This is a genomic window from Ponticaulis sp. (genome assembly GCF_029210165.1).
Taxonomy (GTDB): Bacteria; Pseudomonadota; Alphaproteobacteria; order Caulobacterales; family Hyphomonadaceae; genus Ponticaulis.
This window is the reverse complement of sequence record NZ_JARGNT010000001.1, coordinates 1,878,399-1,902,260: the sequence shown is the minus strand read 5'-3', so window position 1 is coordinate 1,902,260 and position 23,862 is coordinate 1,878,399. Positions and strand designations below refer to the sequence as shown.

The window sequence follows — 23,862 nt, the reverse complement described above, 5'->3', positions numbered from 1 at the left end:
ACTCTCCCCTTAAAGAAAACACACAGGGGAGAGACATGAAGGAATACACGCAATACGACGCCATTGGCCTTGCAGAGCTCGTCGCGAAAAAAGAAGTCAGCCCGAAAGAGCTGATGGACGAAGCCGTGAGCCGCGCCGAAAAGGCGAAAGAAGAGCTGAACTGTGTCTCCGCCCTGTTTCCGGATATTGCCGAAACCCAGATCAGCGAAGGCCTGCCGAAAGGGCCATTGTCAGGCATTCCCTTCATGACCAAAGACCTCGGCGTCGCAGTAAAAGGCGCACCGCTGACCTCCGGCTCGCGCCTCTTCAAGGATTTCGTAGCAGATAAAAACTCCGAACTTGTCGACCGTTACCGGAAAGCTGGCATTGTCACCTTTGGCCAGACGACCAGTCCCGAATACGGTCTGACGACCTCTACCGAGAGCGCCCTTTTCGGGCAGACGAAAAACCCGTGGAACCTTGAACGCACATCCGGCGGCTCGTCCGGCGGCGCGTCCTCGGCAGTTGCTTCAGGTGTGCTTCCACTCGCACAAGCCAGTGATGGCGGTGGCTCGATCCGTATTCCTGCAGCGTGCACCGGCCTGTTTGGCATGAAACCGTCGCGTGGCCGTATCCCTATGGGCCCTGTCCGCACAGAAGGCTGGAGCGGCCTGTCTACGGTCCATGCCGTGTCCCGCACTGTGCGCGACAATGCCCTCCTCATGGACCTTACGCATGGCCGCGAACCCGGCTCGCGATATGTTGCGCCGGACGAGCAGGTCTCTTTTCTGGATCAACTGAAGAATGCGCCGCGCCAGCTGCGTATTGCACTTTGGACGACCGCACCGAACGGCACAAAGCCTGATGCAGAAGCTCAAAAAGGGCTGGATGACACGGTCAGTCTTCTCGAAAACCTTGGACATATAGTCGAAGCGTCAGCGCCCGCGCTGAGTGGTGAAGCTATCGGAAAAGCCCTTCTGATGAACATTTCTGCCTACACTGCGGATCTCACCCAATCACGCGCACAGGCACTTGGCCGTCCACTGCAAGATGATGACCTCGAGCCTCTGACACGCGACATGGTGAATCTCGGCCATACAGTCCCGATGTCCATGCTCGCATGGGCCAATGGCGTGTTTCAGGAAACGGCCGTCACATTCGACAACTGGATGGATGCAGGCAATTTCGACCTCTGCCTGTCGCCAATGCTGTCCAGAGAACCGGACATGCTGGGTGAGCTGAGCCTGTCGCGCGAAGACAAGGACGCCTATGGCAAAGCCGTCACAAGTTTTGCGCCGCATGCCTCTGTTTTCAACATGACGGGCGCTCCGGCCATGTCTGTGCCTTTGCATTGGTCATCCAACAATCTCCCAATTGGCATGATGTTCGGTGCGCGTTATGGCCATGAGGGTCTGCTCTACCGCCTCGCAGCCCAGCTTGAAGAGGCGAAACCTTGGTTCGATAAAAGGCCGCCTGTAATCTATGACTGATGACATGACCTGGCATAAGGGCGGCTGCCATTGCGGCGCCGTCCGGTTTGAAGTCCTCCTGCCACAGCGCATCGAAATAGAGGACTGCAACTGCTCAGTATGCCTGATGAGCCAGAACGCGCATATCATCGTGCCGTCCAGCCGGTTCAGACTTCTATCCGGCGAAGAGAACCTGTCGACCTACACCTTCAACACGCACACTGCGAAACATCAGTTCTGCTCGGTGTGCGGCATCAAAAGCTTCTATGTACCGCGCTCCAATCCGGACGGATTTGCCATCACATGGCGATGCTTGGATGATCCGATGGCCTTCGAGCATGTTGGCATTCATCCGTTTGATGGCGTGCAGTGGGAATTAAATGCCGGCACGCTTGCGCATAAATCGAAAGACTAGCTGCGCTCAGCCATACGCGTTGAAATAGGAAAACAGGAAGGTCTTCATATTGAAGGCCGCATGTGCCGCCATGGGCAGGACCAGCCCGCCCGACCAGAGCCGTAGCGCACCGAACATGCAGCCCAGCATGAAAATGAACATCAGGCCGAAACCGGTGTAGCCGACATGTAGAATCGTGAACGCCGCCGAAGACAGAATGACGATCAGCCAGCTTGGCCATCCACGCGCCTGCATGCTGGTCATCAGAAAGCCGCGGAACAGAAATTCCTCAACCACCGGCGCGATGATCACGGCTGAAATAAACAGCCCAATGAGCTGGTTCGCCGGGAAATAGCCCGCGTTTTCGTCAGTTGTGAGGCGCGGCACCTCCCGACCAATCAGGTCGAGGAACATGATGACGGAACGAAACACAATTTCCGGCACAACGAGCGTCGCAAAGGCCGCCAGATAAATAGACAGCATGCCAAAGCGGCCAGCCTGAAGCACGCAATCTTCCACGCCGCGACGCCTCAGATGTTCGAAGCATAAAAGACCGATCAGAAGTTCAGCATACCCGACAGTAACCATGCGTGCGGGATGTTCAGGGTCTATAAAAAACGCCCAGAAGGCCCGCGCACTGTCACCAGCAATCTGAATGTGAAGGCCGACCAGCTGGACCAGCAGATAGCGCGCCAGAAAATACGCAAAAACACTCCAGAAAATCGCGACTGGCAAAAGCCTTGCCAGTTCATCTTTCGGTGTATTTCCGGAAAATTGCGACATGCGAGCCTTTCAGGCCAGTCAGATGACTAGCCCTGAAGCTCGGCTGCCTGCTCGGCCCATTTCTCGCTCATCACGCGGCCTTCAAAGCGCAGATAGCTATCGATCCACGCCTGCTCGCCCGGTGTCCATGCAGCGATCTGCGAGAAGTGGAAAATGCCAAGCTCATTCAGGATAAGCTCGATTTTTGGACCGATACCGCCAATGCGTTTGAGATCGTCAGCCTCGCCCTTTGGCGCATCAAGGCTTTCCGGGCGGGTCTCTTCGACAGGTTCTTCGGCGGGGGCTGCCGGAGACACAGGCGCCGCAAGTGCCGCAATATCCACCGGCGTATCGGCAACGGCCTCGGCATCAAGGCTCGCTGCTTCAAGATATTTCAGGCGACCTTCCAGATAGCGGTTGCGCCAGCGAAGGCGCGCCATTTCCTGTTCGTACTCGCCCGTGCCTTTGGCTTCGCGGTCAATCTCGGCTTTCAGAACCGTGATTTCTGACTTCAGGCTGTTCAGCTCCATCTCGACATCTTCCGGAACGGAAGACGCTACTGACGTTTCAGTATCAGCCGATGCAGTGCCGCTTTCGAGGAACAGTATACGAGCCTGCAGATAACGATTCTGCCATTTGGTTTTTGCAAGATCGGACGCAGACGCTGAAGGCGCTTCCGACGTGCCTGTCTCTGCGCTCTCGACGCGCGCTTTCAGAGCTTCATTTTCGGCTTTGAGTGCATCAACATCCTCAGAAGAAGATGTATCAGCATCGAAGACCTGACTTTCCAGATAGCGCACGCGAGACGTCAGATAACGCTCGTGCCAGACAGCACGCGCGCGTGCTTCTTCCTCTGCAGGCGTTGGTTGCGGCGCTGGCGGCGGCGGCGGAGGCGGAGCAAGCTGCATCTGGTTTGCGCGCTGAACGTGATTGCGCAGGTCAGCTACGGTTCGTTCCATATCCGCAAGCTTGGCTTCGGCAGCCTGAAGCGCACGCGCGTCGACTTCGGCTTTCTCAAGCGCTTGTTGCTGTGCTTCTGTCAGAGGGCGCTCGAGCGCAGCCGGTGCCGGCGCTGTCACGTTTATGGTTCGCGCGCGCGGCAAAAACACACCGCGGAATGCCCAACCGAGAATCAACCCGATGACACCTGCACCTGCCAGATAGCCCCACATGCTGGTCAGCAGCTCAATCATCTTCCAACTCCCTCAGACGAACAGATATCTGCCTGTCCGTATCAATACTCACTGGATCGGGCAGTCCTGCACTATCCTGCCGGACCTCCGTCAACACAACCTGATCTAGCGGAACTCCGCGGGCAATGAAATAGGCGAGGACGGCAGTTTGACGATCCTCTGTGAGGTTTTTCAAAGCAATACGCCGTCCGTCTGCATGTGTCGCGGCGTCAATCACGAACTGATAGTCAGGACATGTCTGGAGCACAGTCAGAACACCATCCAGCAATGGCGCAGACTCCCGTGCCAGTTCATCCCGCGCATAACGAAAATTGAGCGATGAAAGTGACAGCGCTTCTTCAAGTGCTGTTGCACACACATCCCGCGATGGATGGGTCGTTTCTGCGTCCAGTCCTTCAAAAGCCATCAGGCGCGTCGGCGCAGGCTGCGAATTCAGCGTAAAATCAGTCGACACGCCTACGCGAACGAAGTCTTCACGCAGAAAGTCGATGACAGAAGGTGTGGCCAGACCTTCAATGACAAGCTCGTCGCCCATAAAGGCCATAACGCCGCTTTCATGCTGCAGAAAGCCAGGCAAGGCAGCGCGCACTCCGCGTATCCAGTCATCGCTGCGCATAGGCACAACGCCCATTTCGTTTTCCACGACGCCATCGAACAATTGCTCAGCATATTCGAACAGGGCCGTCCGATCGGCCGCATCCGGCACGCTTCCTTCCATGATGAGGTAGTCGCCGTTCAGGCGCGCGGTCCAGCGCGCTGTGCCGGCAATGTCGGCATCCACGCTATAGCCTGATGGAGGCCGCGCCATTTGCGCGATAATGTCGTTGCGAACATCAATATTCGGCGCAATGCCGGACACAAAAATTCGTCTGTCCGTCACATCGACCTCTCCGTCATAGAGCTTCACGAGCTGACGCAGACCAAGGCTTACGGCGCCGATCCAGTCACCCTCTGGAACGCCATCGCGAAACGCCACATCAAGTTCGATAAATTCCGGCGAGATGCCCTCCCCGGTCAGGACCTCTTCCAGACGCGCCATCGCATCAGGATCAGGCAGAATTCCCGTCAGTCCGAACCGGTCGCCATGGCGGGTTGCACTGAACGCATAGGGCGAAACAGGCGGCAAAAGTTCGGTCTCATCCAGAACACCGGTGACGCCGCCGCGGAAGAAACCGCCACGCCCGCTGGACACCAGAACACGGTTTCGGGCACGCGTTAAAAGCTGCTCAGTTGGCGCTATCCCAGATAAGATGGCCGTCTGCCCATCCATCTCGACATGCGCCCATCGAAAGCGCGCTTCATCCAGCGACGCACGTGCGGCGGCTTCCAGTCGCGCTTCGAACTTGTCAGCAGACACCGGACCGGCATATACCGCGTGCCAGCACAATGCTGCTATGCCAGCGCAACTGATCGGGATCAGCAGGACATCAAGAATGTTTCGCCTTTCGAACATTGTGATGTCAGCAGCTCCCATCCCAAGCGGCACGCACAAGAAAAGACGTGCAAGCCAGTCCCTTTCATGACTGGTTCGCAGTTAAACCGGGCAAAGATATGACCAACAGCCATTATTCAGGTGAAAGCTCAGAGCCGGTCGTCATCACCAGCGGCGGAAACCCGCAGGTGAAGGCTCTGAAAGCGCTCGAACGTAAGAAAGGCCGCCGCGAGCAGGACGCCTTTCTGGCCGAAGGCGCGCGCCTGATCGAAGAAGCGCTCAATTATGGCTGGGAGCCGGTTCAGGTCATCACATCGCCTGAGGGGCTGGAGCGTAGCTATGTTCAGGATCTTGTCTCACGCGCAGAAGCCGCCGGTGCGCAATCGCTTCAGATTCACCCTCGCCTGCTGGCGCAGGTCGCGCGGAAGGAAAACCCGCAAACAGTGCTCGCAACCTTCCGCCCTAAAATGCGTACGCTTGCGGATATTCCAGCGGAGCATGTCCAGTCCGGCACGCTGCTTGCGCTGTATCAGGTGCGTGACCCGGGCAATCTCGGCACCATTCTGCGCACATCGGATTTTGCGAACGTCAATGGCGTCATTCTGATCGGTGATTGCTGTGACGCCTACAGCTTTGAGGGAGTCCGCGCGAGCATGGGCTCGCTCTTTGCCATGCCATTCTATTACTCAAGCGAGGAAGAGTTCCTAAGCTGGAAGTCAGGCTCCGGTCTGCCAATGCTGGCGGCGAGCATGAACGGCGAGCACCCACATCATGATGCGCCTTATGGAGATGCCTCCATCATCATTATGGGCAATGAACAATCCGGCCTGCCTGCGCATGTCGAAGACGCCTGCGATACTCTGGTTCGCATTCCGATGCGCGAAGGTGCGGACAGCCTGAACCTTGCCACAGCGACCGCGCTTATGGTCTACGCCGCCTGGGGCAGCCGTGGGTATGCGCAATGAGCAAGACACCAATCATCACCGATCCGATTATCCTGAAAGCCGATGACTGGCAGGACTATCAGCTGCTCGATTCCGGTCATGGCCGCAAGCTGGAACGCTTTGGTAGCCAGATCACCGACCGCCCTGACCCGCAAGCTTTCTGGATGCCCGCTAATCCGATAGAGACATGGAAGGCAGATGCGACCTTCTCTGCCTCTGGCGATGATGAGCGCGGCAACTGGCAAAAATCCCGCCCAAACCTGCCAGATGATTGGAAGATGGGCTGGAACGGCCTTTCCTTTGAAGTGCGCCGTTCGCCCTTCCGTCACCTTGGCGTGTTTCAGGAACACTCCGTCCACTGGCGTCACGCGCAGGAGAAAATCCGCGCGGCTGGCCGCCCGATCAAACTGCTCAACCTGTTTGGCTATACCGGCATGATGAGCCTCGCAGCCGCAGATGCTGGCGCGCAGGTGACCCATATCGATGCCAGCCCGAAATCTAATGGCTATGGCAAAGCCAATCAGGAGCTGTCCGATATTGGCGAAAAGCCAATCCGCTGGATTGCCGATGACGTGCTGAAATTCATGCGACGCGAAGTGCGCCGTGGAAACACCTATGATGCCATCGTGCTGGACCCGCCAAAATTCGGTCGGGGCCCGAAAAACGAAACATGGCGTCTGGAAGAAAACCTGCCGGAACTGCTGGAGCTGTGCCGCGCGGTGCTTTCAGAGCAACCCCTCTTCGTGACGTCTACAGTCTATGCCGTGCGCCTGTCCTACCTCGCCCTGGCTCAAAGCTTGCGCGATCATCTGGAAGATCTTGGCGGCACGATCACCACCGGAGAGATGGCTATTCCCGAGGCTGGCCGCGACGTACTGCTACCAACGGCGATCTTCGCCCGTTGGGACGCCTAAAGCCGTCTGAGCGCGACTTCCTCAATCAGATGGTTTGCGCCTTTGCGCAGGATCACGTCCGCACGCGGGCGTGTCGGCAGAATATTATTGTGAAGATTCACAAGATTGATGTCGCGCCACAGAGCCTCGGCTGTCGCCAGCGCGTCTGCCTCGCTCACTTTAGCATGGCGATGGAAGTATGATTCAGGCTTCTTGAAGGCTGTCTGACGCAGCTTCATGAAGCGCTCGATATACCAGCTGTGCACAAGGTCTTCGTCCGCATCGATATAGATCGAGAAATCAAAGAAATCAGAGACCATCGGAACGGCCTTGCCATCCACCGGAAGCGGGCGGGCCTGAAGCACGTTCACACCTTCAAAGATCAGAATGTCAGGCCGGTCTACGATCTGATATTCGTCCGGCAGCACATCATAAGTCAGGTGAGAATATTTCCGCGCATGAACATTCGGGCGTCCCGCCTTGATGTCCGACATGAAGCGTAGGATTGCGCCAATATGATAGCTCTCCGGAAAGCCCTTCCGGTTCATGATCCCGCGCTCGGCGAGCACAGCGTTCGGCAGCAGGAAGCCGTCTGTTGTGACGAGGTCGACCTTCGGACTGGATGGCCAGCGCGCCATCAACTCCTTGATGATCCGCGCTGTCGTCGACTTACCAACCGCAACCGATCCCGCGACACCAATAATGAACGGCGTTTTCTGCTCTTCGCTGAGGCTCAGGAACTGCTTGCGCTGCGAAAATAGCATTTGCGAGGATTCCACGTGCGCAGACAGTAATCGCGACAGCGACAGATAAATCTGACGAACCTCATCCAGATCAACCGGGTCGTTCATGGAGCGAAGGCGCTGAACCTCATCTTCAGAGAGTGTCAGCGGCGTATCTGCGCGAAATTTCGCCCAGGTTTCAGCGGTAAAGAAGCGGTAGGGAGAGTGCTCACGCGCACCAAAATGGTCCAGAGCATCGTCTTCCACGAAATCCGCAATCGCTTCGGTCATCGTCTTTTCTCACAGAAGGGCAGCGCTTTATCGGAATACTGCCTGAATACTTCCGCACACGAAGCACTTCTTCAGGACAGAGTAAACCGGCCTCACGTGAGTTATAACGTCAGTGTGACCTCATTTTTCTTCTTTTGGCTTCTTCACATAGCCGGGAAGACCAATACGCCATACGCCCTTGAATTTATCTAGGTCTGGGACCGGCACACCCTTGCGGTAGATCGAAATCTCACCCGCTTTAGCCAGACGTACGGCTTCGGCACGCACATCGTTCATCACTTTGCGCCAGTTCGATTCAGAGACCAGGCGCGCCACCTCTGACGGGTCTATCGTGGTTCCAACGCCGCGCTCATTCACAAGCGTAAGGATCGCCTCGCGCACAGGATTTGAACCTTTTTCTTCGGATACGTCATTTTCTGTGGTGTCAGTCATGGACGAGGCTTTGCGTCTTTCCTACCTGCTTGGCAAGCCCAGTAATTCGCAAGGTGAGAGATGAGCGAGACAATCCAGCAGACAGGCCTTGGCGCGGTTGACTATGACACAGCCTTCCGGCGCGTGATCATCCCGCAGTCGAGCGACATTGATATTCTGGGTCACGTGAACAATGTCTCCTATGTGCGGTGGGTAGAAGAAACTGCTGTCGCGCATTGGGAGCATGTCGCATCGCAGTCTGTGAAAGACCGGTACGTCTTTGTGCTGCTACGCCACGAAATTGATTATCGCGACCAGATACTACCGGGCGAAATAGCAGAAGCCCGCACATGGCTCGGCTGGGCAAAAGGCCCTCGTTTTGAACGCTTTGTAGATATTCGAAAGCCCGGCGCAAAACGCTTCTCATCGTCGTCACGTATGGAATGGTGCATGCTGGATATCGAGACGCGCAAACCCAAGCGTATTGATGACGAGATCCTGCAAATGTTTCAGGTACCGGGCTGAACGAATCCCCTCACAATTTGGTTGAAGCGGCATGCGACCGCTGCCACACATAGGCAATGTTTGAGCTGAACCCACCTTTGCCTCAGGAAGGCTCCCTCGCGCCCGGTCTGGAGCCAGCTGTGTCAGACCTGCCATGCATGGCATCTGCGACCCGCATTGCGCCTTACCTACAGCGCTTGTGCCGTATGCGCCCCGATACGGTGAAAGCAATCCTCGCTGATGGCGGCGAACGCGTGGTCCAAAGCGCGATTGAAGCGGCCCAAACCCTCGACGCTCAGACACCTGATGCCGATGCACGGCGTATTCTGCGTCAGGCGAAAGCCGATGTTCACCTTGCGCTAGCCAGCCTCGATCTTTCCTGTACCTGGGATTGGGACAAGGTAACCGAAGGCTTTTCAGATTTTGCCGATGCGGTCACTGAAGCCGCCCTTCGCGTAGCGTGCTGGCAAGTCTCGCAAAAAGGCTGGATCGACTATGCCGATCCGACACAGCCCATGCCCGGCATTTTCCTACTGGCACTCGGCAAGCTCGGCGCAAAAGAGCTCAACTATTCGAGCGATATTGATGTCGTTGCGATGTTCGATGCAGACCGGCTTCCCGAAGGCAAAATGAGCCAGGGTGAGGTTGCGCCTCGGATCATCCAGCTCATGTCTCAAATTCTCGAAGCGCCGACCGAGCATGGCTATGTTCTGCGCGTCGATCACCGCTTGAGACCGGACCCGCGCTCTACCCCGATCTGTGTGTCTACCACGTCTGCTGAACTCTATTATGAGAGCGTCGGGCAAAACTGGGAGCGGATGGCCTATATCAAGGCGCGGCCGGCGGCAGGCGATACAGAAGCGGCTGAAACCTTCCTTGAGACCATGGTGCCGTTCGTCTGGCGACGTCACCTCGATTTCTGGGCGCTGGAAGACATTCGCGCGATCAAACAACAAATCCACTCAACCGGCGGTCATCAGGGCCTCGATAACCCTGAATTCGATGTAAAACTCGGGCGCGGTGGTATTCGCGAGATCGAATTCTTTGCGCAGACCCAACAGCTCATTCATGGCGGACGCAATCCGGTTCTGCGCCAGATGCGAACCGTCGATGCACTCGCCATGCTGGCGCAGGAAGGTCATATCAGCGAAGAGACGGCACGTGGCCTTACCCATATTTACGGTCTGCTGCGCGGTATCGAGCACCGCATCCAGATGCTGAACGACGAGCACACGCACAGCCTGACGGCCCGCGAAGACCAACGCACCAGAGTGGCGGCCCTGTCCGGGTATAACGAGCTTGCCCGCTTTGATGCAGAAGTCAGCGCGCTGCGGATCAAGGTCCATGACTATTATTCAGACCTGTTTCACGAGACCACGCCGCTTTCAGGCGTTGAGGGCAACCTCGTTTTTACCGGTGTCGATATTGACCCGGAGACCGTCAAAACACTCTCGAGTCTTGGGTTCTCCAATCCGGAAAAGATCATCTCAGACGTTCAGGGTTGGCACCGCGGCAACATCCGTGCGACGCGCTCTGCACGTGGCAGGCATCTGTTAACAGCGCTCGAACCACGCCTGTTTCAGCATATGTCCGAAACGGGTAATCCGGACGCCGCCTATACCGGCCTGAAGACGTTTCTGAATGGCTTGTCCGCAGGCATTCAGACGCTCTCACTTCTGGCGACCAACCCCGTCATTCTTGGCGATCTGATTGATCTGTTCTCCATGGCTCCGCGCATAGCTCGGGAGCTCGCCAGCCGGCCAAACCTTCTGGAAAGCCTGCTCGATGGCGGCTTCACAGACGACCTCGCCGAAGACACATGCGGGCATTTCGGGTCGATATCCTCAATCGCAGAAGATACGTCGCTCGATTTCGAGCAGGCCATGAACGAAGTGCGCCGCAATTTTCGCGACGCGCATTTTCGTATCCGCTTCAAGCTGCTGAACGATGTGCGTGTCGCCGATACGGCGGGCCTTCGGTTCACCGAACTTGCTGATTGCTGCATTGAGGCACTCACGCCAGTCGCCCGGCGCGAAGTGGAACGAAAGCTCGGCCCGCCTCAGGGCCGTTGGGCGATTTGTGGTCTCGGCAAGTTGGGAAGCCGTGACCTCACCGCCAATTCAGACGTTGACCTGATGGTGATTTATGAACCCGATGAGGGTGCGCAGGATGCTGTCACCTTCTTCACACGCGCCACCCAACGCCTGATCACAGCCATATCTGCCCAGACCGAAGAAGGTCATCTCTACGAAGCGGACATGCAGCTGCGCCCGTCCGGCCGCGCCGGTCCAGTAGCCGTGCGCCTGTCCGCCTTCAAAGATTACTATCGCAATGAAGCCTGGACGTGGGAGCATATGGCGCTCACTCGGCTTCGCGTGATTGCAGGGGATAGCGCACTGGCGGACGCCGTGATGGCGGAGAAAGAAGCGCTGCTCACCCTGCCCCGGGATGCCGAGATGATCCGAAAGGATGCGCTCGACATGCGTGACCGGCTACTTCGCGACAAACCAGCCAAGCACGAATTCGATGTGAAGCTCACCAAAGGTGGCATGATCGATATCGAATTCATCACGCAGGTTTTGCAGCTGACCAATCCGGATCGCGATTGGGGCTCTCGCACCGTCGATGAAGTTCTGGAGAAAGCCTCCGGTTACGGCCTGCTAACCGATGACGAAGCGCACACACTGCTATCAGCGTATCGCCTCTATCGAACCTATCTCTCCTTCCAGAGAGCCGCACTCGATCAGAGCATTCATGTCGATGAATGGCCTGAAGCGCTGAAACGGATCACTGCCAAAGCACTCGAACTGAACGATATAGCCGCCGTGAAGTCAGCGATTACATCAGCAGAAACAAGTGTCTGGCAGGTGTTCTGCAGAAAACTACAGCGCGAGACGACGGAATAAAGCGCGCTTCCCCGTTGTATGCATATCTCGGCCGGAAACGGTCGTAGAAACCAACGAGGAAAACGTAATGACAAAATCTCCCCTGATTGCCAGTGCATTGCTCGGTGTTTCAATTCTCGGCCTCAGCGCAGCTCATGCGCAAGAGGAACGAGGCCCACGCGAAGGTCATCGCGGACATCCCCCACACGCGCGTATGGCGGAAATGGATGTAAACGGTGACGGCGTGATCTCGCTGGATGAAATCCAGTCGCGTGAAACCGAACAATTTGCCAATGTCGACGCCAATAATGATGGCCAGGTCGACGCTGCTGAAATGGTCGCTTTTCAGGAAGCACGCCGCGCTGAACAAATGCGTGAACGTGAATCCCGCCGCGCAGCACGCATGATCGAACATCTTGATGCAGACGGCGACGGTAGCCTGTCTGTTGAAGAGTTCACCTCGCGACCACGCCAGATGTTTGCCCGCCTCGACACCGATGGCGACGGACAGATCAGCGTCGAGGAACGTGAAGCCATGCGCGAAGCACGCCGTGAACGGTTTGCAGAACGTGGCCATCGCCGCGGCGAACGTGACGGACACCGTGGCCGCCATCACCGTTTCGAACGCGGTGAAGCACCAGCGCCAGACGCGGACTAATCTGAAAGTGCGACTTGCCGGAGCCCTCGGGTTCCGGCAATTTGCCCGGACCAGTGGTGGGAAATGTGTTGATGATTCCAGACGATGAGGCCCTGTTGAGGCGCTGTGCGGACGGTGACCGCCAGGCATCAGCTATGCTCATCAATCAGCACAGCCCGCGTGTCTTCGCCATTGCCCAGCGTATGCTTGGCAATCGGGAAGACGCCGAAGACACCGTGCAGGATGTCTTCATCAAAGTGTTTCGTCATGCTGGCAAATGGGAAGCCGGCAAGGCCAAATTCACCACCTGGCTCCACAGAGTTACTGTGAACCAATGCTATGACCGCCTGCGTAAAAAGCGTGAGACGGGCATGGATGACGTGCCAGACATGGCGGACGATACAGAAGGACCAGCCGCTCAGCTGCAATCCAAGCAGATAGAGACGCGCGTAAAGGAAGCCATAGACGAGCTTCCGGAACGCCAGCGGGCTGCCCTGGTCCTGAGCCATTATGAAGGGCTCTCAAACCCGGAAACAGCCGAGATTTTAGACATCTCGGTTGAAGCCGTGGAAAGTTTACTGTCGCGTGCGAGGAGGTCTCTGAAAAAGGCTCTCACCGGGGAACGCGCGACACTTATGGGACGAATGGAATAGTGCGATGAAACTGGAACATTTCGAAATGCTTCTCGATCTTCACGGCCCGGATGTATCCGGATGGCCGGAAGCGGACAGCATTGCTGCCAGATCACTTCTTAGCACGTCAGCTGAGGCCAGAACGCTTCTGGAACAGGCCGAAACGCTGGAGACCATGCTTGGCAGCTACACGGTCGCAGAACCAAGCGCGAGGCTTGAAGCCGCGCTGCTGGATCTGGCGCCGGTTGCTACCGCTGCACCCCCTGCAAAAGCGCAGCCGGGCTTCTTTACCCGCCTGCTCGACATGAAGGTCATGACGTCCGCGGGCATGGCGCTCGCGAGCATGGCGTTCGGTCTTTACATCGGACTGTCCGCAACAACACCGCCGGTTCTGGATGAGGATGCGGACGCGTTCCTCCTGACGGCAAGCGCCAGCTTCAGCAGCGAATTCTGGCAAGAGGTCGAATAAGTATGAGCGACACGAAACGGTCATTCCCGACGCTTCTCGTCATCTCACTTTGTGTGAATGCGATTGCGCTTGGCATTATCGGCGGAACGATGATCTCCAACAAACGCCATGATGGACACGAACGTGCTGATCATCAGCACCGTGAAGACAATCGCGGCCCGTTTGAAGAACGTCTGGCGCGCACAGCCTTGCGCGATCTGCCGGAAGGTCAGCGCGAAGAGATGCGTGAAGTGTTCTCGGAACGCTGGCGTGCGGCGCATGAACTTCGCGATCAGATGGATACCGCACGTGATCGTATCGCAGAGCTTCTGGCGGCAGAACCTCTCGATGAAGATGCGCTGACGGCAGCCTTCGACGATGTGCGGGATGCGGAGTTCCGTCTGCGAGAACAATTCTATGCGAGCCTCACACAGACACTCATGGCTGTACCAGCCGAACGCCGCGCCGACCTTGTCGAGCGGGCTATGTCGCGTCGTGAACGCAGGGATGACCGCCGCGGAGAACGCGGCGAAGGTCATCGTCCTCCGCCACCGCCACGCGACTAGGCGTTAGCAGCAGGATGTCGGGTTAGAGACAGGCTTCACGCCGGTTTCTGCGAAGACATCCGGCGCCGCACACCCCGGGAACTGGCCATAGTGAATCTGGCCATCGCCCAACACGCGGAAATAATCAGCGAAACGTGTGTCCATCAACATAGACAGCGTGTTTCCGCAGACCGGCTCAACTTTGCCAACTTCAAAAACATGGTCCACGTCGAGCTTGAACGCACGTTCCATGCCTTCAATGCCGCCTTTATAGATTACGGCCTGACCATAATCCTCACAGCCAATGTCGAGACCTGGCAGTTTCTGCAGGCGCGCCGTGACAGACGCAAAGCGGATCGGCGAGAGCTTCTCTTTGAGCGCCGGATCGATAATGCCGAGCGGACGATGCTCGACAACGCGCGGATCGAGGAAACCGGCCTCTTTCGCCATCGCGATATAGTCACCCCAATAGAGCGCACCGGACAGGCACTCACCATAGAGGATCGGGTCATTGACCAGCTCGTCCGGCATGCGGCGGTCTGCATAAACGTCAGCAAAATAAAGCTCGCCGCCCGGCTTCAGAAGTTTGTAAGCCGCGTTGAAGACTGCAGGCTTATCGGTGCAGAGATTGATTACGCAATTAGAGATGATCAGGTCAAAGCTTTCCGGCTCAAGGTCCAGCTCGTCGAGCTTTTCCAGATAGCCTTTCACAAAGCGCGTATTTGGCTTTGCGTAGTCGAACGCATCGGCGTGCCAGCCCTCATACTCGCGTGCGACAGCGAGCTGTTCGTCCGTCATATCAACGCCAACGACTTCACCGGTTTCACCCACCAGTTTGGCGATCGCGAACACATCGCGGCCTGCACCCGAACCGAGATCAAGCACTTTCAGGCCATTCAGAACAGGCGGAATGGCGAGGCCGCAGCCATAATACTTCGCAGCGACATCATCATGAACCGCAGCGATTGCCGCGCGAACATCTGCGCGCGGCGCTTCCAGCGTCGAACACGCGTCTGTCCTCAGGTCACAGCTACCAGCGAGCTCGGAGCCATAATAGTTCTGAACGATTTCGTGCTTCATTTTCCGTTACTTTCTTCAGGCCGAACAGGAGCCGCCGCCAAGAACGCAGAAGCTCGCACAGAATGGATGATTTAGCGGCACGTCGCGGCGCGCCTCTTCAAGGGTGACGCCCATTTCAAAGGCGTCGTCATATGGGATCAACGTACACGCAAGCACAGTCGCAGACGATGCGCCTTTGCGGCGGACGACCATACGCTGTGACGCGCACATAATGTCGGCAGGGTCTTTGTTCAGAATGCCCCAGCAGGAAATTGTAATCTCTGGCGGATCGGCCTGTTCTTCCATTTCAGGGAAGAGAACCAGCGCCGTCGGGTCATTTACATCCAGTTCAACTCCGAGCGCCTTCAGCATGCCATCATAGCCGACGCGCGCATCGGCTTCGGCCTCATGCCACATGGTGCGGCCGGCAATGGCGATATTGAAGCCCTGCTCGCCAAGCCATTGTATGCCTTTCTGGCTCAGCTCGAAGGAACCAGCACCGCGTTCTTCGTCGTGCTTTTCAGCGGTGTAATGGTCGAGGCTCACACGCATAGTGATTTGCGGCCCGAACTCTGCCTGAAGACGCTTCAGCCCGTTCTGAACACGCGGACGCATCATTGGCTGCATGGCATTTGTCAGCACGAGCAGTGCGTGACCGCGCTGCAGAACCGCTTCCATGATATCGATAATTTCCGGCGCCATGAACGGCTCGCCGCCCGTAATACCGATCTCGATACCGCGTTCGCCTGCGGCATCCAGCTCGTCGAGGTATGGCGTCACATCAGACAGCTTCAGATAGACCAGACGGTCATTCGTAGGTGAGCTTTCAATATAGCAGTTCACGCACTCAATATTGCAGAGCGTGCCCGTATTGAACCACAGCGTCTTAGTGCCGGTATAGGCAACCTGCGCACGGGTCTCGCCCTTGGCCGTCACTTCGGGATGTGAGAATTTTTCTGTCGGAGGATTGGAAATCAGAACAGTCATAAAAACAGACTTAGCCGATTTCTGCTCAACGGGAAGTCACTAATCCGTCACAGTGACGCGAGGAGGCTGGTATGTTCGCAAAGGGCTCCCGAAATGATGGACTTTCCAGCGATATTCCCCATCTGAGCATTTGAAGGAGCAGCCCATGAGTAGTTCGGAAAAAGTTACGTTCACCGGCCATGGTGGACACCTTCTGGATGCAAGGCTGGAAAAGCCGGCAGGCAAGCCCCGCGCCTATGCGCTGTTCGCCCACTGTTTTTCCTGTTCGAAGAACTCGCTCGCGGCAACGCGCATTGCTCGCCACCTGACCGATCACCGCATTGCCGTCTTGCGGTTTGACTTTACCGGCCTCGGCGCATCAGAGGGCGATTTTGCAAACACCAACTTCACCTCCAATGTTCAGGACCTGATCGCTGCCGCCGAATACATGGAAGAGACATATGGCGCCGCAGACCTTCTGATCGGGCATAGCCTTGGCGGCGCAGCAGCTCTTGTGGCCGCGACCCAGCTTCCTGACGTCAAAGCCGTTGCAACGATTGGCGCACCAGCCGATGCCGGTCACGTTCTGCAGCACATGGCGCACCATCTGGAAGACATCGAAACCAAAGGACAGGCTGAAGTTCAGATCGCAGGACGCGCTTTCACCATTAAAGACCAGTTCGTGTCAGATGTTCGCGAAGCCAAAGTTCTGCACGCAGCTGAAAAGCTGAAACGCCCGCTCCTCATCCTGCACGCCCCGTCCGACGAAACCGTTGGCGTCAACAATGCCACAGAGCTGTTCATGGCTGCCCGTCATCCGAAAAGCTTTGTCAGCCTCGATCAAGCCGATCACCTTCTCACCAGCGCGGAAGACACCGAATTTGCGGCTGATGTGATCGCCGCCTGGGCTGAACGCTATGTCGCAACACCTGCCCCGCTCGCGCCGGAACCGACGGGAGAGAACCACCTCGTCAATGTGAGCGAAACCGGCGAAGGCGCTTATGCCAACTTCGTGGCGACAGAATACCATGTGCTACGCGCCGACGAACCAGACCGCCTTGGTGGCATCAATACCGGCCCTGCCCCTTATGAATACCTCAGCGCCGCGCTTGGTGCGTGCACCTCAATCACGCTGCGCATGTATCTGGAACGCAAAGGCTGGCCGGTCGAGCATATCTCGGTGAACGTGAAGCATCGCAAATCCGATGAGCCGGACGCCAATGGCTGGAAGCCGGACATCTTTACGCGAGAGCTGAATGTCCGCGGAAATCTGACTGAAGACCAGCGCGGGCGCCTCGTCGAGATTGCCAACAAGTGCCCTGTTCATAAAACTCTGCATAGAAGTGCTGTAATCGAGACAGAACTCGGCTCTGGCACTTGACCTGACCACGCCAGCCACCGAACCTCTTTTAAGAAAGATGTCCTCGAATTCATGACTGAACTTTAATTGGCAAGATAAACAAGGCTGCGCCACATAGTTAGATATACAAATGGCGCAACACGTCTAATCAGGAGATGAGACAATAATGCAGATACCGACGCGCACGAAATACATTGGACTGACGGCCGCGCTTTTCGCTGGCACAGCAATGGGCGCGACCATGATTGGTCCGGCGCTTTCGCAGTCCAACAGCGCAGAGCCAATTGTTGTTCAGCAGCCGCTTGGCGCTCCAATTTCTTTTGCAGAGCTCATCGAGCAGGTCAGCCCGGCTGTCGTCAGCGTAAACGTGATTTCCGAGCAGGAAGTCAATTTCGCGCAGAACAACGAAGAGATGTTCGAATTCTTCCGTAACCGTCCGGGTTTTGAAGAATTCTTCAACCAACCACGCAATGGCCAGCCTGAAACCCGTGAAAGCCGCTCGCTCGGCTCCGGTTTCTTTATTTCCGCTGATGGCCTGATCGTTACAAACAACCACGTTGTCGAAAACGCGACCGAGATTCAGGTCGTGCTTGAAGACGGCCGCGAAATCGAAGCTGAACTGGTCGGCACTGACCCGCGTACAGACCTTGCTGTTCTGCGCGTCACAGAGCCGGGCGACTACCGCTTCGTAGAATTCGAGACAGATGTTGACGTCCGCCGCGGTGACTGGGTCGTCGCGCTCGGCAATCCGTTCGGATTTGGCGGCACAGCCACAGCCGGCATCGTTTCCGCTAACGGTCGCGAATTGCGCGGCGCAGGCCGGTACACAGACTATCTGCAGATTGATGCTGCGATTAACCGCGGCAACTCCGGTGGTCCGACCTTCGACCTTCATGGCCGCGTCATTGGCGTGAATACGGCGATTGTGTCTCCGACAGGTGGTTCGGTCGGCATCGGCTTCGCGATCCCTGCTGAACTCGCTGAACAGATTACAGACCAGATCGTCGAAAGTGGCCGCGTTGTGCGTGGCTGGCTCGGCGTCTCGATTCAGAACTTCTCTGAAGACATGGCCTCTGCACTGGGCTTTGAAGGCGAGACAGGCGCTCTGGTCGCTGAAGTTGTCACGAACAGCCCGGCCTCCCGTGCAGGCTTCCGTCGCAATGACGTCATCCTGGAGATTGACGGCGTGGACATGGATAACTCCACTCAGGTCACACGGACTGTTGGTGGTCTGATCGCTGGCTCCAGCCACGAATTCACCATTCTGCGCAATGGCGAAATCACGACACTCGACGTCACAGTCGACGAGCTGCCAGACAATGTTGCTGAACTGCCGACTTCATCTGGTGACAGCGCTACCCCTGAGGGCTCAGGTCCTGGTTTTTCCGGTGAAGCCCTTGGCATGAGCCTCAGCCCGCTGAGCGATGACGACCGTCGTCGCCTCACGCTGGATGACGGCACCGAAGGCCTGGTAATCAACCGCGTCGAACCGGGCAGCCCTGCGGCTCGCCTCGGCCTTAACTCCGGACAGGCTATCCTTGAAGTCAATTTCGAGAGCATCGCATCCGTAAAAGACTTTGAAGACGCTATTGAAGCCGCACGCGAAAACGACCGTGAGAGCGTTCTTGTTTCGGTTCGCCTGAACCGTCAGACGAGCGTTGTCGCGCTCTCTATCGAAGAGGACTGATAGACAAGATGAACATCCTCGCCATTGAAGATGATCTGGAAATGGCCAGCTTCGTTCAGCGAATTCTGAGCGATGAGGGCCACTCAGTCGAAACTGTGCATGATGGCGAGTCCGGCCTTGCGCTGGCTCGCTCTAAAGAGTTCGATCTCCTGATCGTTGATCGGATGCTGCCCCGTAAGGATGGCCTGGAACTCGTTCGCGAATTCCGTGAGAGCGGTGGCAATGCGCCGACGCTCTTCCTGTCTGCACTGGGTGATGTCGACCACCGTGTCGAAGGCCTGAAAGCTGGCGGGGATGATTATCTCACCAAGCCATTTGCACCGGATGAACTTCTCGCTCGCGTAGATGCGCTGGGCCGTCGCGGCGGTACAGAAGCTCCGATCACTATTCTCAAAGTTGGTGATCTGGAGATGAACCTCCTCGCACGCACTGTGAAACGCGGCGAAGAGAGCATTGACCTTCAGCCGCGTGAATTCCGTCTATTGGAGTTCCTGATGCGCAATGCTGGTCAGGTTGTGACCCGCACAATGCTCCTGGAGAAAGTCTGGGATTATCACTTCGATCCTCAGACAAACGTCATCGACGTTCACATCTCCCGCCTTCGTGGCAAAATCGACAAGGATTTTGACCGTCCACTGCTTCACACAGTGCGCGGTGCGGGCTATCGCCTGCAAGCATGAGGCTATCGCTTCCATCGTTTGTCAGGACCACCACTTTCAGATTGGCGGTGGTCCACGCCGTAACGTTCCTCATTTTTACGTTCGGCCTTCTGATCTACCTTTTTTATTCGACAGCCGGATACATGCGCTCCCAGTCCGTGAAGGAATTGGATGGTGAGGTGCAGGCGCTCGCAGCTGCCTTCAACACAGGCGGCATGTCGCGGTTGAACCAGTCCGTTGTCGAGCGATCTTCAGTTCCGGGCCCTTATTTTTACGTTCTGCAGGACGCCGACGGGCAAACCATTTCCGGTGACTTTCCATCTATCCCTGACGAAGTACCGGACGAAGAATCCGTCGAGACCAATTTCAATTATCAGACGCTGAACCGGAACGGTGAGATCGAGGTCCGGTCAGCGAATGGCATCATCATTCGCCTGCCTAATGGCGCCGCGCTCATGGTTGCCTATGATCTTGGCCAGCGACGCCAGATTGTGGACCGGATCATCCAGACAATGTGGACAGCTCTGCCCATCGGTCTGGCCCTGTCACTCATTGGCGGTCTGATTATCTCACGCTGGGCCGCACGACGCGCCGAACAGCTCACCCGCACAACAGATGGCATTATCTCCGGAGACCTGTCTCGCCGCGCCCCCGTCATCGGCTCTGGCGATGAATTTGACCGGCTATCCGAACGTCTCAATGCCATGCTCGACAAGCTCGAACACCTCATGATGACAACCCGTCATGCCGGTGACGCTATTGCGCACGACCTTCGCTCGCCGCTTACACGTCTTCGCAACCGTCTGGAAAACGATCTGCGCGATGGCGAGAAGGTTGATCGCGAGGAAAGCCTTGAGCGCACTATCGCCGAAGTCGACGCCGTTCTTGCGACCTTCAACGCTATTCTCAGCCTGTCCCGCATTCAGGCTGGCGATGCGGCCAAATTCAAACAGGTCGACATTAGCACCCTGGGCGAGGAACTGGCCGAGCTCTATCAGCCTGCCGCCGAAGATGAAGGGCTGTCTTTTGATAGCGAGATAGAAGACGGCCTCACGGTCGACGGTGACCCGTCTCTACTTGGTCAGGCTATGGCCAATCTTCTCGACAATGCGATGAAGTACACGCCGAAGGGCGGTGCCATGACATTGCGTGTGCGCACCAACAGCCATGATCAGGCCGAGATTTCTGTCACGGATACTGGCCCCGGCATTCCCGAAGCAGATCGCGAGCGAGCCGTAAAACGGTTTGTGCGCCTTGAAGCAAGCCGTACACAGCCAGGTAACGGGCTCGGCCTTGCTATGGTCGACGCGATTGCTCGCCTCCACCATGGGCAGTTCGAATTATCGGATGGGCCGGGCAAGCTCCCTGCCACAGGTTTACGCGCAGCCCTATTACTACCTAAAGCACAAGAATAACTAGTATATCGACAATTCATAGTGTATTCACGTATATTTGTACATGAAACACCGTTCTTACAACTTCAGTATACTTCACTTTAAAGCATTTCTCCCTATCTAGGCGCACTGAACAGCGCCCTGCCCCAACGTAAAGAGGCCGCTGACAACATCAGGGAGAATAACTCTATGAAAATAAGTAAAGTACTCGTCGGCAGCGCTTCCATGCTTGCGCTTACTCTCGCCGGCGGCGCTTTCGCGCAGGACGCTGAGACAGACGCACCGGCAGCTCGCGAAAACACAGTCAGCCGTGTCCTCCAGACCGTCACTGTAAGCGCGACAAAAAAATCAGATGTTGAAGACGTACAAACAGTTCCGGTTTCCGTAACTGCCTATAACGAAGACACGCTCGACGCGCTCAACGTGCGCGACCTTGAATCTCTGTCTTACTCTTCGCCAAACGTGTCTCTCGACGATGCAGGTACAGCGCGCGGTACAGCGAACTTTGCAATCCGTGGCCTCGGCGTAAACTCCTCCATTCCATCCATCGACCCTGCAGTCGGCGTATTCGTTGACGGCGTTTACATGGGCCTGAACTCAGGTCTCGTGCTCGACCTGTTCGATCTGGAATCCGTTGAAGTTCTGCGTGGCCCACAAGGCCTGCTGTTCGGTCGCAACACGACTGGCGGCGCAGTTCTCATCAACACCGGCAACCCGACTGACGATTTCACAGCACGCGCACGCGTTGCTTACGAAACACCCGTCAATGAAGGCCGTGGCGGTGGTAACCTCTACACTCAGGCTGTCGTTTCCGGTCCTCTGATCGAAGACACGCTGAATGGTAAAATCTCTGTCTTCTATAACAGCGACGAAGGCTATTTCGAGAACCTTGCAACTGGCGAAAACCACGGCGAAGCCCTGACTTACATCGTTCGCGGCGCTCTGGAATGGTTCCCGACTGACTCCATCAGCAACCTGTTCAAAGTCCAGTATCAGGACGGACGCAGCGATGGCCCTTCCGGCCAGAACCGCGGCTTGTTCGAGCGCGACAGCTTTGATTTCTCTATCAACAATCCAGGCTTTGCGACGTCTGAGAACACGTTCGTTTCTAACCAGACGACAATCGACGTTCCATTCGGCGACGGCACGATCACCAACATCATCGGCTATCGCAACATGAGCAACGAGACGAGCGGTGACATCGACTCTACACCTCTGACACTCTTCCACTCCGATACAGAGCTGGAAGCAGAGCAGTGGTCTAACGAACTGCGTTATAACGGTCGGTTCGGCGATGCTGACGTTACGACCGGTCTGTTCTACTTCGAACAGGACGTTGCTTACACAGAAGTTCGCGCGATCCCGCCATCTTCTGCGGCACTCTTCTATGGCGGCGGCGATCAGGATCACACAGTTCTCGGTATTTTCGGTCAGGTCGATTACGACTTCACAGAAAACTTCACCGGTATCTTCGGCCTGCGTTGGTCACGTGAAGAAAAAGACGTCGGCATCACATACATCCGCCCACGTCCAGAGTGCTCGGTTGTCGACGGATCTTGCCCGACATCCGGCACGAACCCGTTCATTCCAGGTGAGTCTAACGGCTTCTCAGACGGCGACACATGGGAAAACTTCACACCGCGCGTAGGCTTCCAGTACTTCGCAAACGACACGACGCTCGTTTACGGTAACTACACACGCGGCTTCCGCTCTGGTGGTTACAACTTCCGTATCACAGCGCCAACAGCGTTCGAGAACCTCTTCCCGGCTGGCCAGTCACGTGCCTTCGACGAAGAAGCTGTCGACAGCTATGAGATCGGCGTGAAGTGGGAAACAGAAGACGGCCGCGCTCAGGTCAACTCTGCGCTCTTCTTCACCGACATTTCCGACATGCAGCGTGAGGTAAACCTCTCTGACCCGACAGCTGGCGTTGTTCAGAACATCGTCAACACGGCTGACGCTGAAATCCTCGGTCTTGAAGTTGAAGGTCGCTATGCAGTGACTGACAGCCTGCTCGTCATGGGTAATATCGGCCTGATCGACGCTGAGTACACAGACGTAGCGTTCGACATTTCCGGCGACGGCGTTGTGACATCTGCAGACCTCGACCTCGCAATCCCACGTGTGCCTGAGCTCACATGGGGCGTTGGCGTGCTGTATGACCACGACCTCGGCGATATGGGTTCTGTGGCAACACGTGTGAACTTCCAGTACAAGGACCAGTTCGCATACACAGACAACAACTTCGGTTGGGTTCAGGAGTTCAACTCTCTGACGGCAAACGTCACATGGTCAACACCTTGGGACGGCGTTCAGCTGTCTGTCTATGGTGACAACCTGCTCGACGAAGTCAGCGTTGGTAACGATACACAGCTGCCATTTGGCGGTGCTCTGTCAGGGTTCATCCCGGGTTCACAGAACCTGAGCAATGGTATCAACGAACCGTTCGGTCAGAACCCTGCTGCGGGCACGCTCTCTCCTCTCAAAAAGGGTCGCGTTCTCGGCATCGAGCTGACTTACGAATACTAGTTCTTTCGGCACGTAAGTGCCTTCCTCCCGAACTGAAAGGGCGGCCCTCACAGGCCGCCCTCTTTTT

General features: G+C 56.6%; 22 protein-coding genes. 15 read left to right on the top strand and 7 right to left on the bottom strand.

Annotated elements, in window-relative coordinates:
• Nucleotides 1-35 precede the first annotated feature (35 nt).
• A complete protein-coding gene (locus P1U45_RS09330) occupies nucleotides 36-1,469 on the top strand; it encodes an amidase (protein WP_301058818.1) in 1,434 nt (477 codons plus the stop codon).
• Entirely contained in the window at nucleotides 1,462-1,863 is a 402-nt protein-coding gene (locus tag P1U45_RS09325) for a GFA family protein (protein WP_301058817.1), read from the top strand. The genes P1U45_RS09330 and P1U45_RS09325 overlap by 8 nt, the downstream gene beginning before the upstream one ends.
• Before the next feature lie 6 nt (nucleotides 1,864-1,869).
• Here P1U45_RS09325 and P1U45_RS09320 read toward each other — a convergent pair whose 3' ends face one another.
• The 3 genes from P1U45_RS09320 to P1U45_RS09310 are packed head-to-tail and all read right to left on the bottom strand — an operon-like array spanning nucleotide 1,870 to nucleotide 5,250.
• Entirely contained in the window at nucleotides 1,870-2,625 is a 756-nt protein-coding gene (locus P1U45_RS09320; RefSeq protein ID WP_301058816.1) for a CPBP family intramembrane glutamic endopeptidase, read from the bottom strand.
• 26 nt (nucleotides 2,626-2,651) lie between these two features.
• Nucleotides 2,652-3,797, bottom strand: a complete 1,146-nt coding sequence (locus P1U45_RS09315; protein WP_301058815.1) for a hypothetical protein — start codon at nucleotides 3,795-3,797, stop codon at nucleotides 2,652-2,654.
• The gene (locus P1U45_RS09310; RefSeq protein WP_301058814.1) at nucleotides 3,790-5,250 is read right to left on the bottom strand and encodes a hypothetical protein; all 1,461 of its coding nucleotides are present in this window, start codon (nucleotides 5,248-5,250) and stop codon (nucleotides 3,790-3,792) included. The genes P1U45_RS09315 and P1U45_RS09310 overlap by 8 nt, the downstream gene beginning before the upstream one ends.
• 98 nt (nucleotides 5,251-5,348) lie before the next feature.
• Here P1U45_RS09310 and P1U45_RS09305 point away from each other — a divergent pair, with 98 nt between their 5' ends.
• Nucleotides 5,349-6,194 carry an RNA methyltransferase gene (locus P1U45_RS09305; protein WP_301058813.1) on the top strand — a complete coding sequence of 282 codons (846 nt, stop codon included), beginning with the start codon at nucleotides 5,349-5,351 and terminating at the stop codon, nucleotides 6,192-6,194.
• The gene (locus tag P1U45_RS09300; RefSeq protein WP_301058812.1) at nucleotides 6,191-7,087 is read left to right on the top strand and encodes a class I SAM-dependent methyltransferase; all 897 of its coding nucleotides are present in this window, start codon (nucleotides 6,191-6,193) and stop codon (nucleotides 7,085-7,087) included. The genes P1U45_RS09305 and P1U45_RS09300 overlap by 4 nt, the downstream gene beginning before the upstream one ends.
• On the opposite strand, the gene coaA is transcribed toward P1U45_RS09300, so the two are convergent.
• Together coaA and P1U45_RS09290 are read right to left on the bottom strand one after the other, a co-directional pair.
• Nucleotides 7,084-8,079 carry a type I pantothenate kinase gene (coaA, locus tag P1U45_RS09295; RefSeq protein ID WP_301058811.1) on the bottom strand — a complete coding sequence of 332 codons (996 nt, stop codon included), beginning with the start codon at nucleotides 8,077-8,079 and terminating at the stop codon, nucleotides 7,084-7,086. The two genes, P1U45_RS09300 and coaA, sit on opposite strands and share 4 nt — an antisense overlap.
• 120 nt (nucleotides 8,080-8,199) lie before the next feature.
• Nucleotides 8,200-8,511: a DUF3253 domain-containing protein gene (locus P1U45_RS09290; RefSeq protein WP_301058810.1), complete on the bottom strand. Its 312-nt coding sequence runs from the start codon at nucleotides 8,509-8,511 to the stop codon at nucleotides 8,200-8,202.
• Nucleotides 8,512-8,571: 60 nt separating this feature from the next.
• Here P1U45_RS09290 and P1U45_RS09285 point away from each other — a divergent pair, with 60 nt between their 5' ends.
• The 6 genes from P1U45_RS09285 to P1U45_RS09260 all read left to right on the top strand — a co-directional run bounded on the left by P1U45_RS09285 (nucleotide 8,572) and on the right by P1U45_RS09260 (nucleotide 14,162).
• Entirely contained in the window at nucleotides 8,572-9,015 is a 444-nt protein-coding gene (locus P1U45_RS09285) for a thioesterase family protein (RefSeq protein ID WP_301058809.1), read from the top strand.
• Nucleotides 9,016-9,071: 56 nt separating this feature from the next.
• A complete protein-coding gene (locus P1U45_RS09280) occupies nucleotides 9,072-11,900 on the top strand; it encodes a bifunctional [glutamine synthetase] adenylyltransferase/[glutamine synthetase]-adenylyl-L-tyrosine phosphorylase (protein WP_301058808.1) in 2,829 nt (942 codons plus the stop codon).
• A gap of 67 nt (nucleotides 11,901-11,967) precedes the next feature.
• A complete protein-coding gene (locus P1U45_RS09275) occupies nucleotides 11,968-12,537 on the top strand; it encodes an EF-hand domain-containing protein (RefSeq protein ID WP_301058807.1) in 570 nt (189 codons plus the stop codon).
• A 71-nt stretch (nucleotides 12,538-12,608) separates the two neighbouring features.
• On the top strand, nucleotides 12,609-13,169 hold the full coding sequence (locus P1U45_RS09270; RefSeq protein WP_301059290.1) for an RNA polymerase sigma factor: 561 nt from the start codon (nucleotides 12,609-12,611) through the stop codon (nucleotides 13,167-13,169).
• Nucleotides 13,170-13,173: 4 nt separating this feature from the next.
• On the top strand, nucleotides 13,174-13,617 hold the full coding sequence (locus tag P1U45_RS09265) for a hypothetical protein (protein ID WP_301058806.1): 444 nt from the start codon (nucleotides 13,174-13,176) through the stop codon (nucleotides 13,615-13,617).
• 2 nt (nucleotides 13,618-13,619) lie between these two features.
• On the top strand, nucleotides 13,620-14,162 hold the full coding sequence (locus tag P1U45_RS09260) for a periplasmic heavy metal sensor (protein ID WP_301058805.1): 543 nt from the start codon (nucleotides 13,620-13,622) through the stop codon (nucleotides 14,160-14,162).
• Between the two features lie 3 nt (nucleotides 14,163-14,165).
• Here the strand turns inward: P1U45_RS09260 and P1U45_RS09255 are convergent, their stop codons facing one another.
• Both P1U45_RS09255 and P1U45_RS09250 read right to left on the bottom strand, forming a co-directional pair.
• A complete protein-coding gene (locus P1U45_RS09255) occupies nucleotides 14,166-15,221 on the bottom strand; it encodes a methyltransferase domain-containing protein (RefSeq protein ID WP_301058804.1) in 1,056 nt (351 codons plus the stop codon).
• A 15-nt stretch (nucleotides 15,222-15,236) separates the two neighbouring features.
• On the bottom strand, nucleotides 15,237-16,187 hold the full coding sequence (locus P1U45_RS09250) for a radical SAM protein (protein ID WP_301058803.1): 951 nt from the start codon (nucleotides 16,185-16,187) through the stop codon (nucleotides 15,237-15,239).
• A gap of 145 nt (nucleotides 16,188-16,332) precedes the next feature.
• On the opposite strand from P1U45_RS09250, the gene P1U45_RS09245 reads away from it, so the two are divergent.
• The 5 genes from P1U45_RS09245 to P1U45_RS09225 all read left to right on the top strand — a co-directional run bounded on the left by P1U45_RS09245 (nucleotide 16,333) and on the right by P1U45_RS09225 (nucleotide 23,795).
• Nucleotides 16,333-17,547 (top strand): bifunctional alpha/beta hydrolase/OsmC family protein, encoded by a 1,215-nt coding sequence (locus tag P1U45_RS09245; protein WP_301058802.1) that lies wholly within the window; start codon nucleotides 16,333-16,335, stop codon nucleotides 17,545-17,547.
• Between the two features lie 145 nt (nucleotides 17,548-17,692).
• The gene (locus tag P1U45_RS09240; protein ID WP_301058801.1) at nucleotides 17,693-19,213 is read left to right on the top strand and encodes a Do family serine endopeptidase; all 1,521 of its coding nucleotides are present in this window, start codon (nucleotides 17,693-17,695) and stop codon (nucleotides 19,211-19,213) included.
• 8 nt (nucleotides 19,214-19,221) lie between these two features.
• Nucleotides 19,222-19,893 carry a response regulator transcription factor gene (locus tag P1U45_RS09235; protein WP_293609831.1) on the top strand — a complete coding sequence of 224 codons (672 nt, stop codon included), beginning with the start codon at nucleotides 19,222-19,224 and terminating at the stop codon, nucleotides 19,891-19,893.
• A gap of 122 nt (nucleotides 19,894-20,015) precedes the next feature.
• Nucleotides 20,016-21,287, top strand: a complete 1,272-nt coding sequence (locus P1U45_RS09230) for a HAMP domain-containing sensor histidine kinase (protein ID WP_293609830.1) — start codon at nucleotides 20,016-20,018, stop codon at nucleotides 21,285-21,287.
• A 168-nt stretch (nucleotides 21,288-21,455) separates the two neighbouring features.
• Nucleotides 21,456-23,795 (top strand): TonB-dependent receptor, encoded by a 2,340-nt coding sequence (locus tag P1U45_RS09225; RefSeq protein WP_301058800.1) that lies wholly within the window; start codon nucleotides 21,456-21,458, stop codon nucleotides 23,793-23,795.
• Nucleotides 23,796-23,862: the final 67 nt, after the last annotated feature.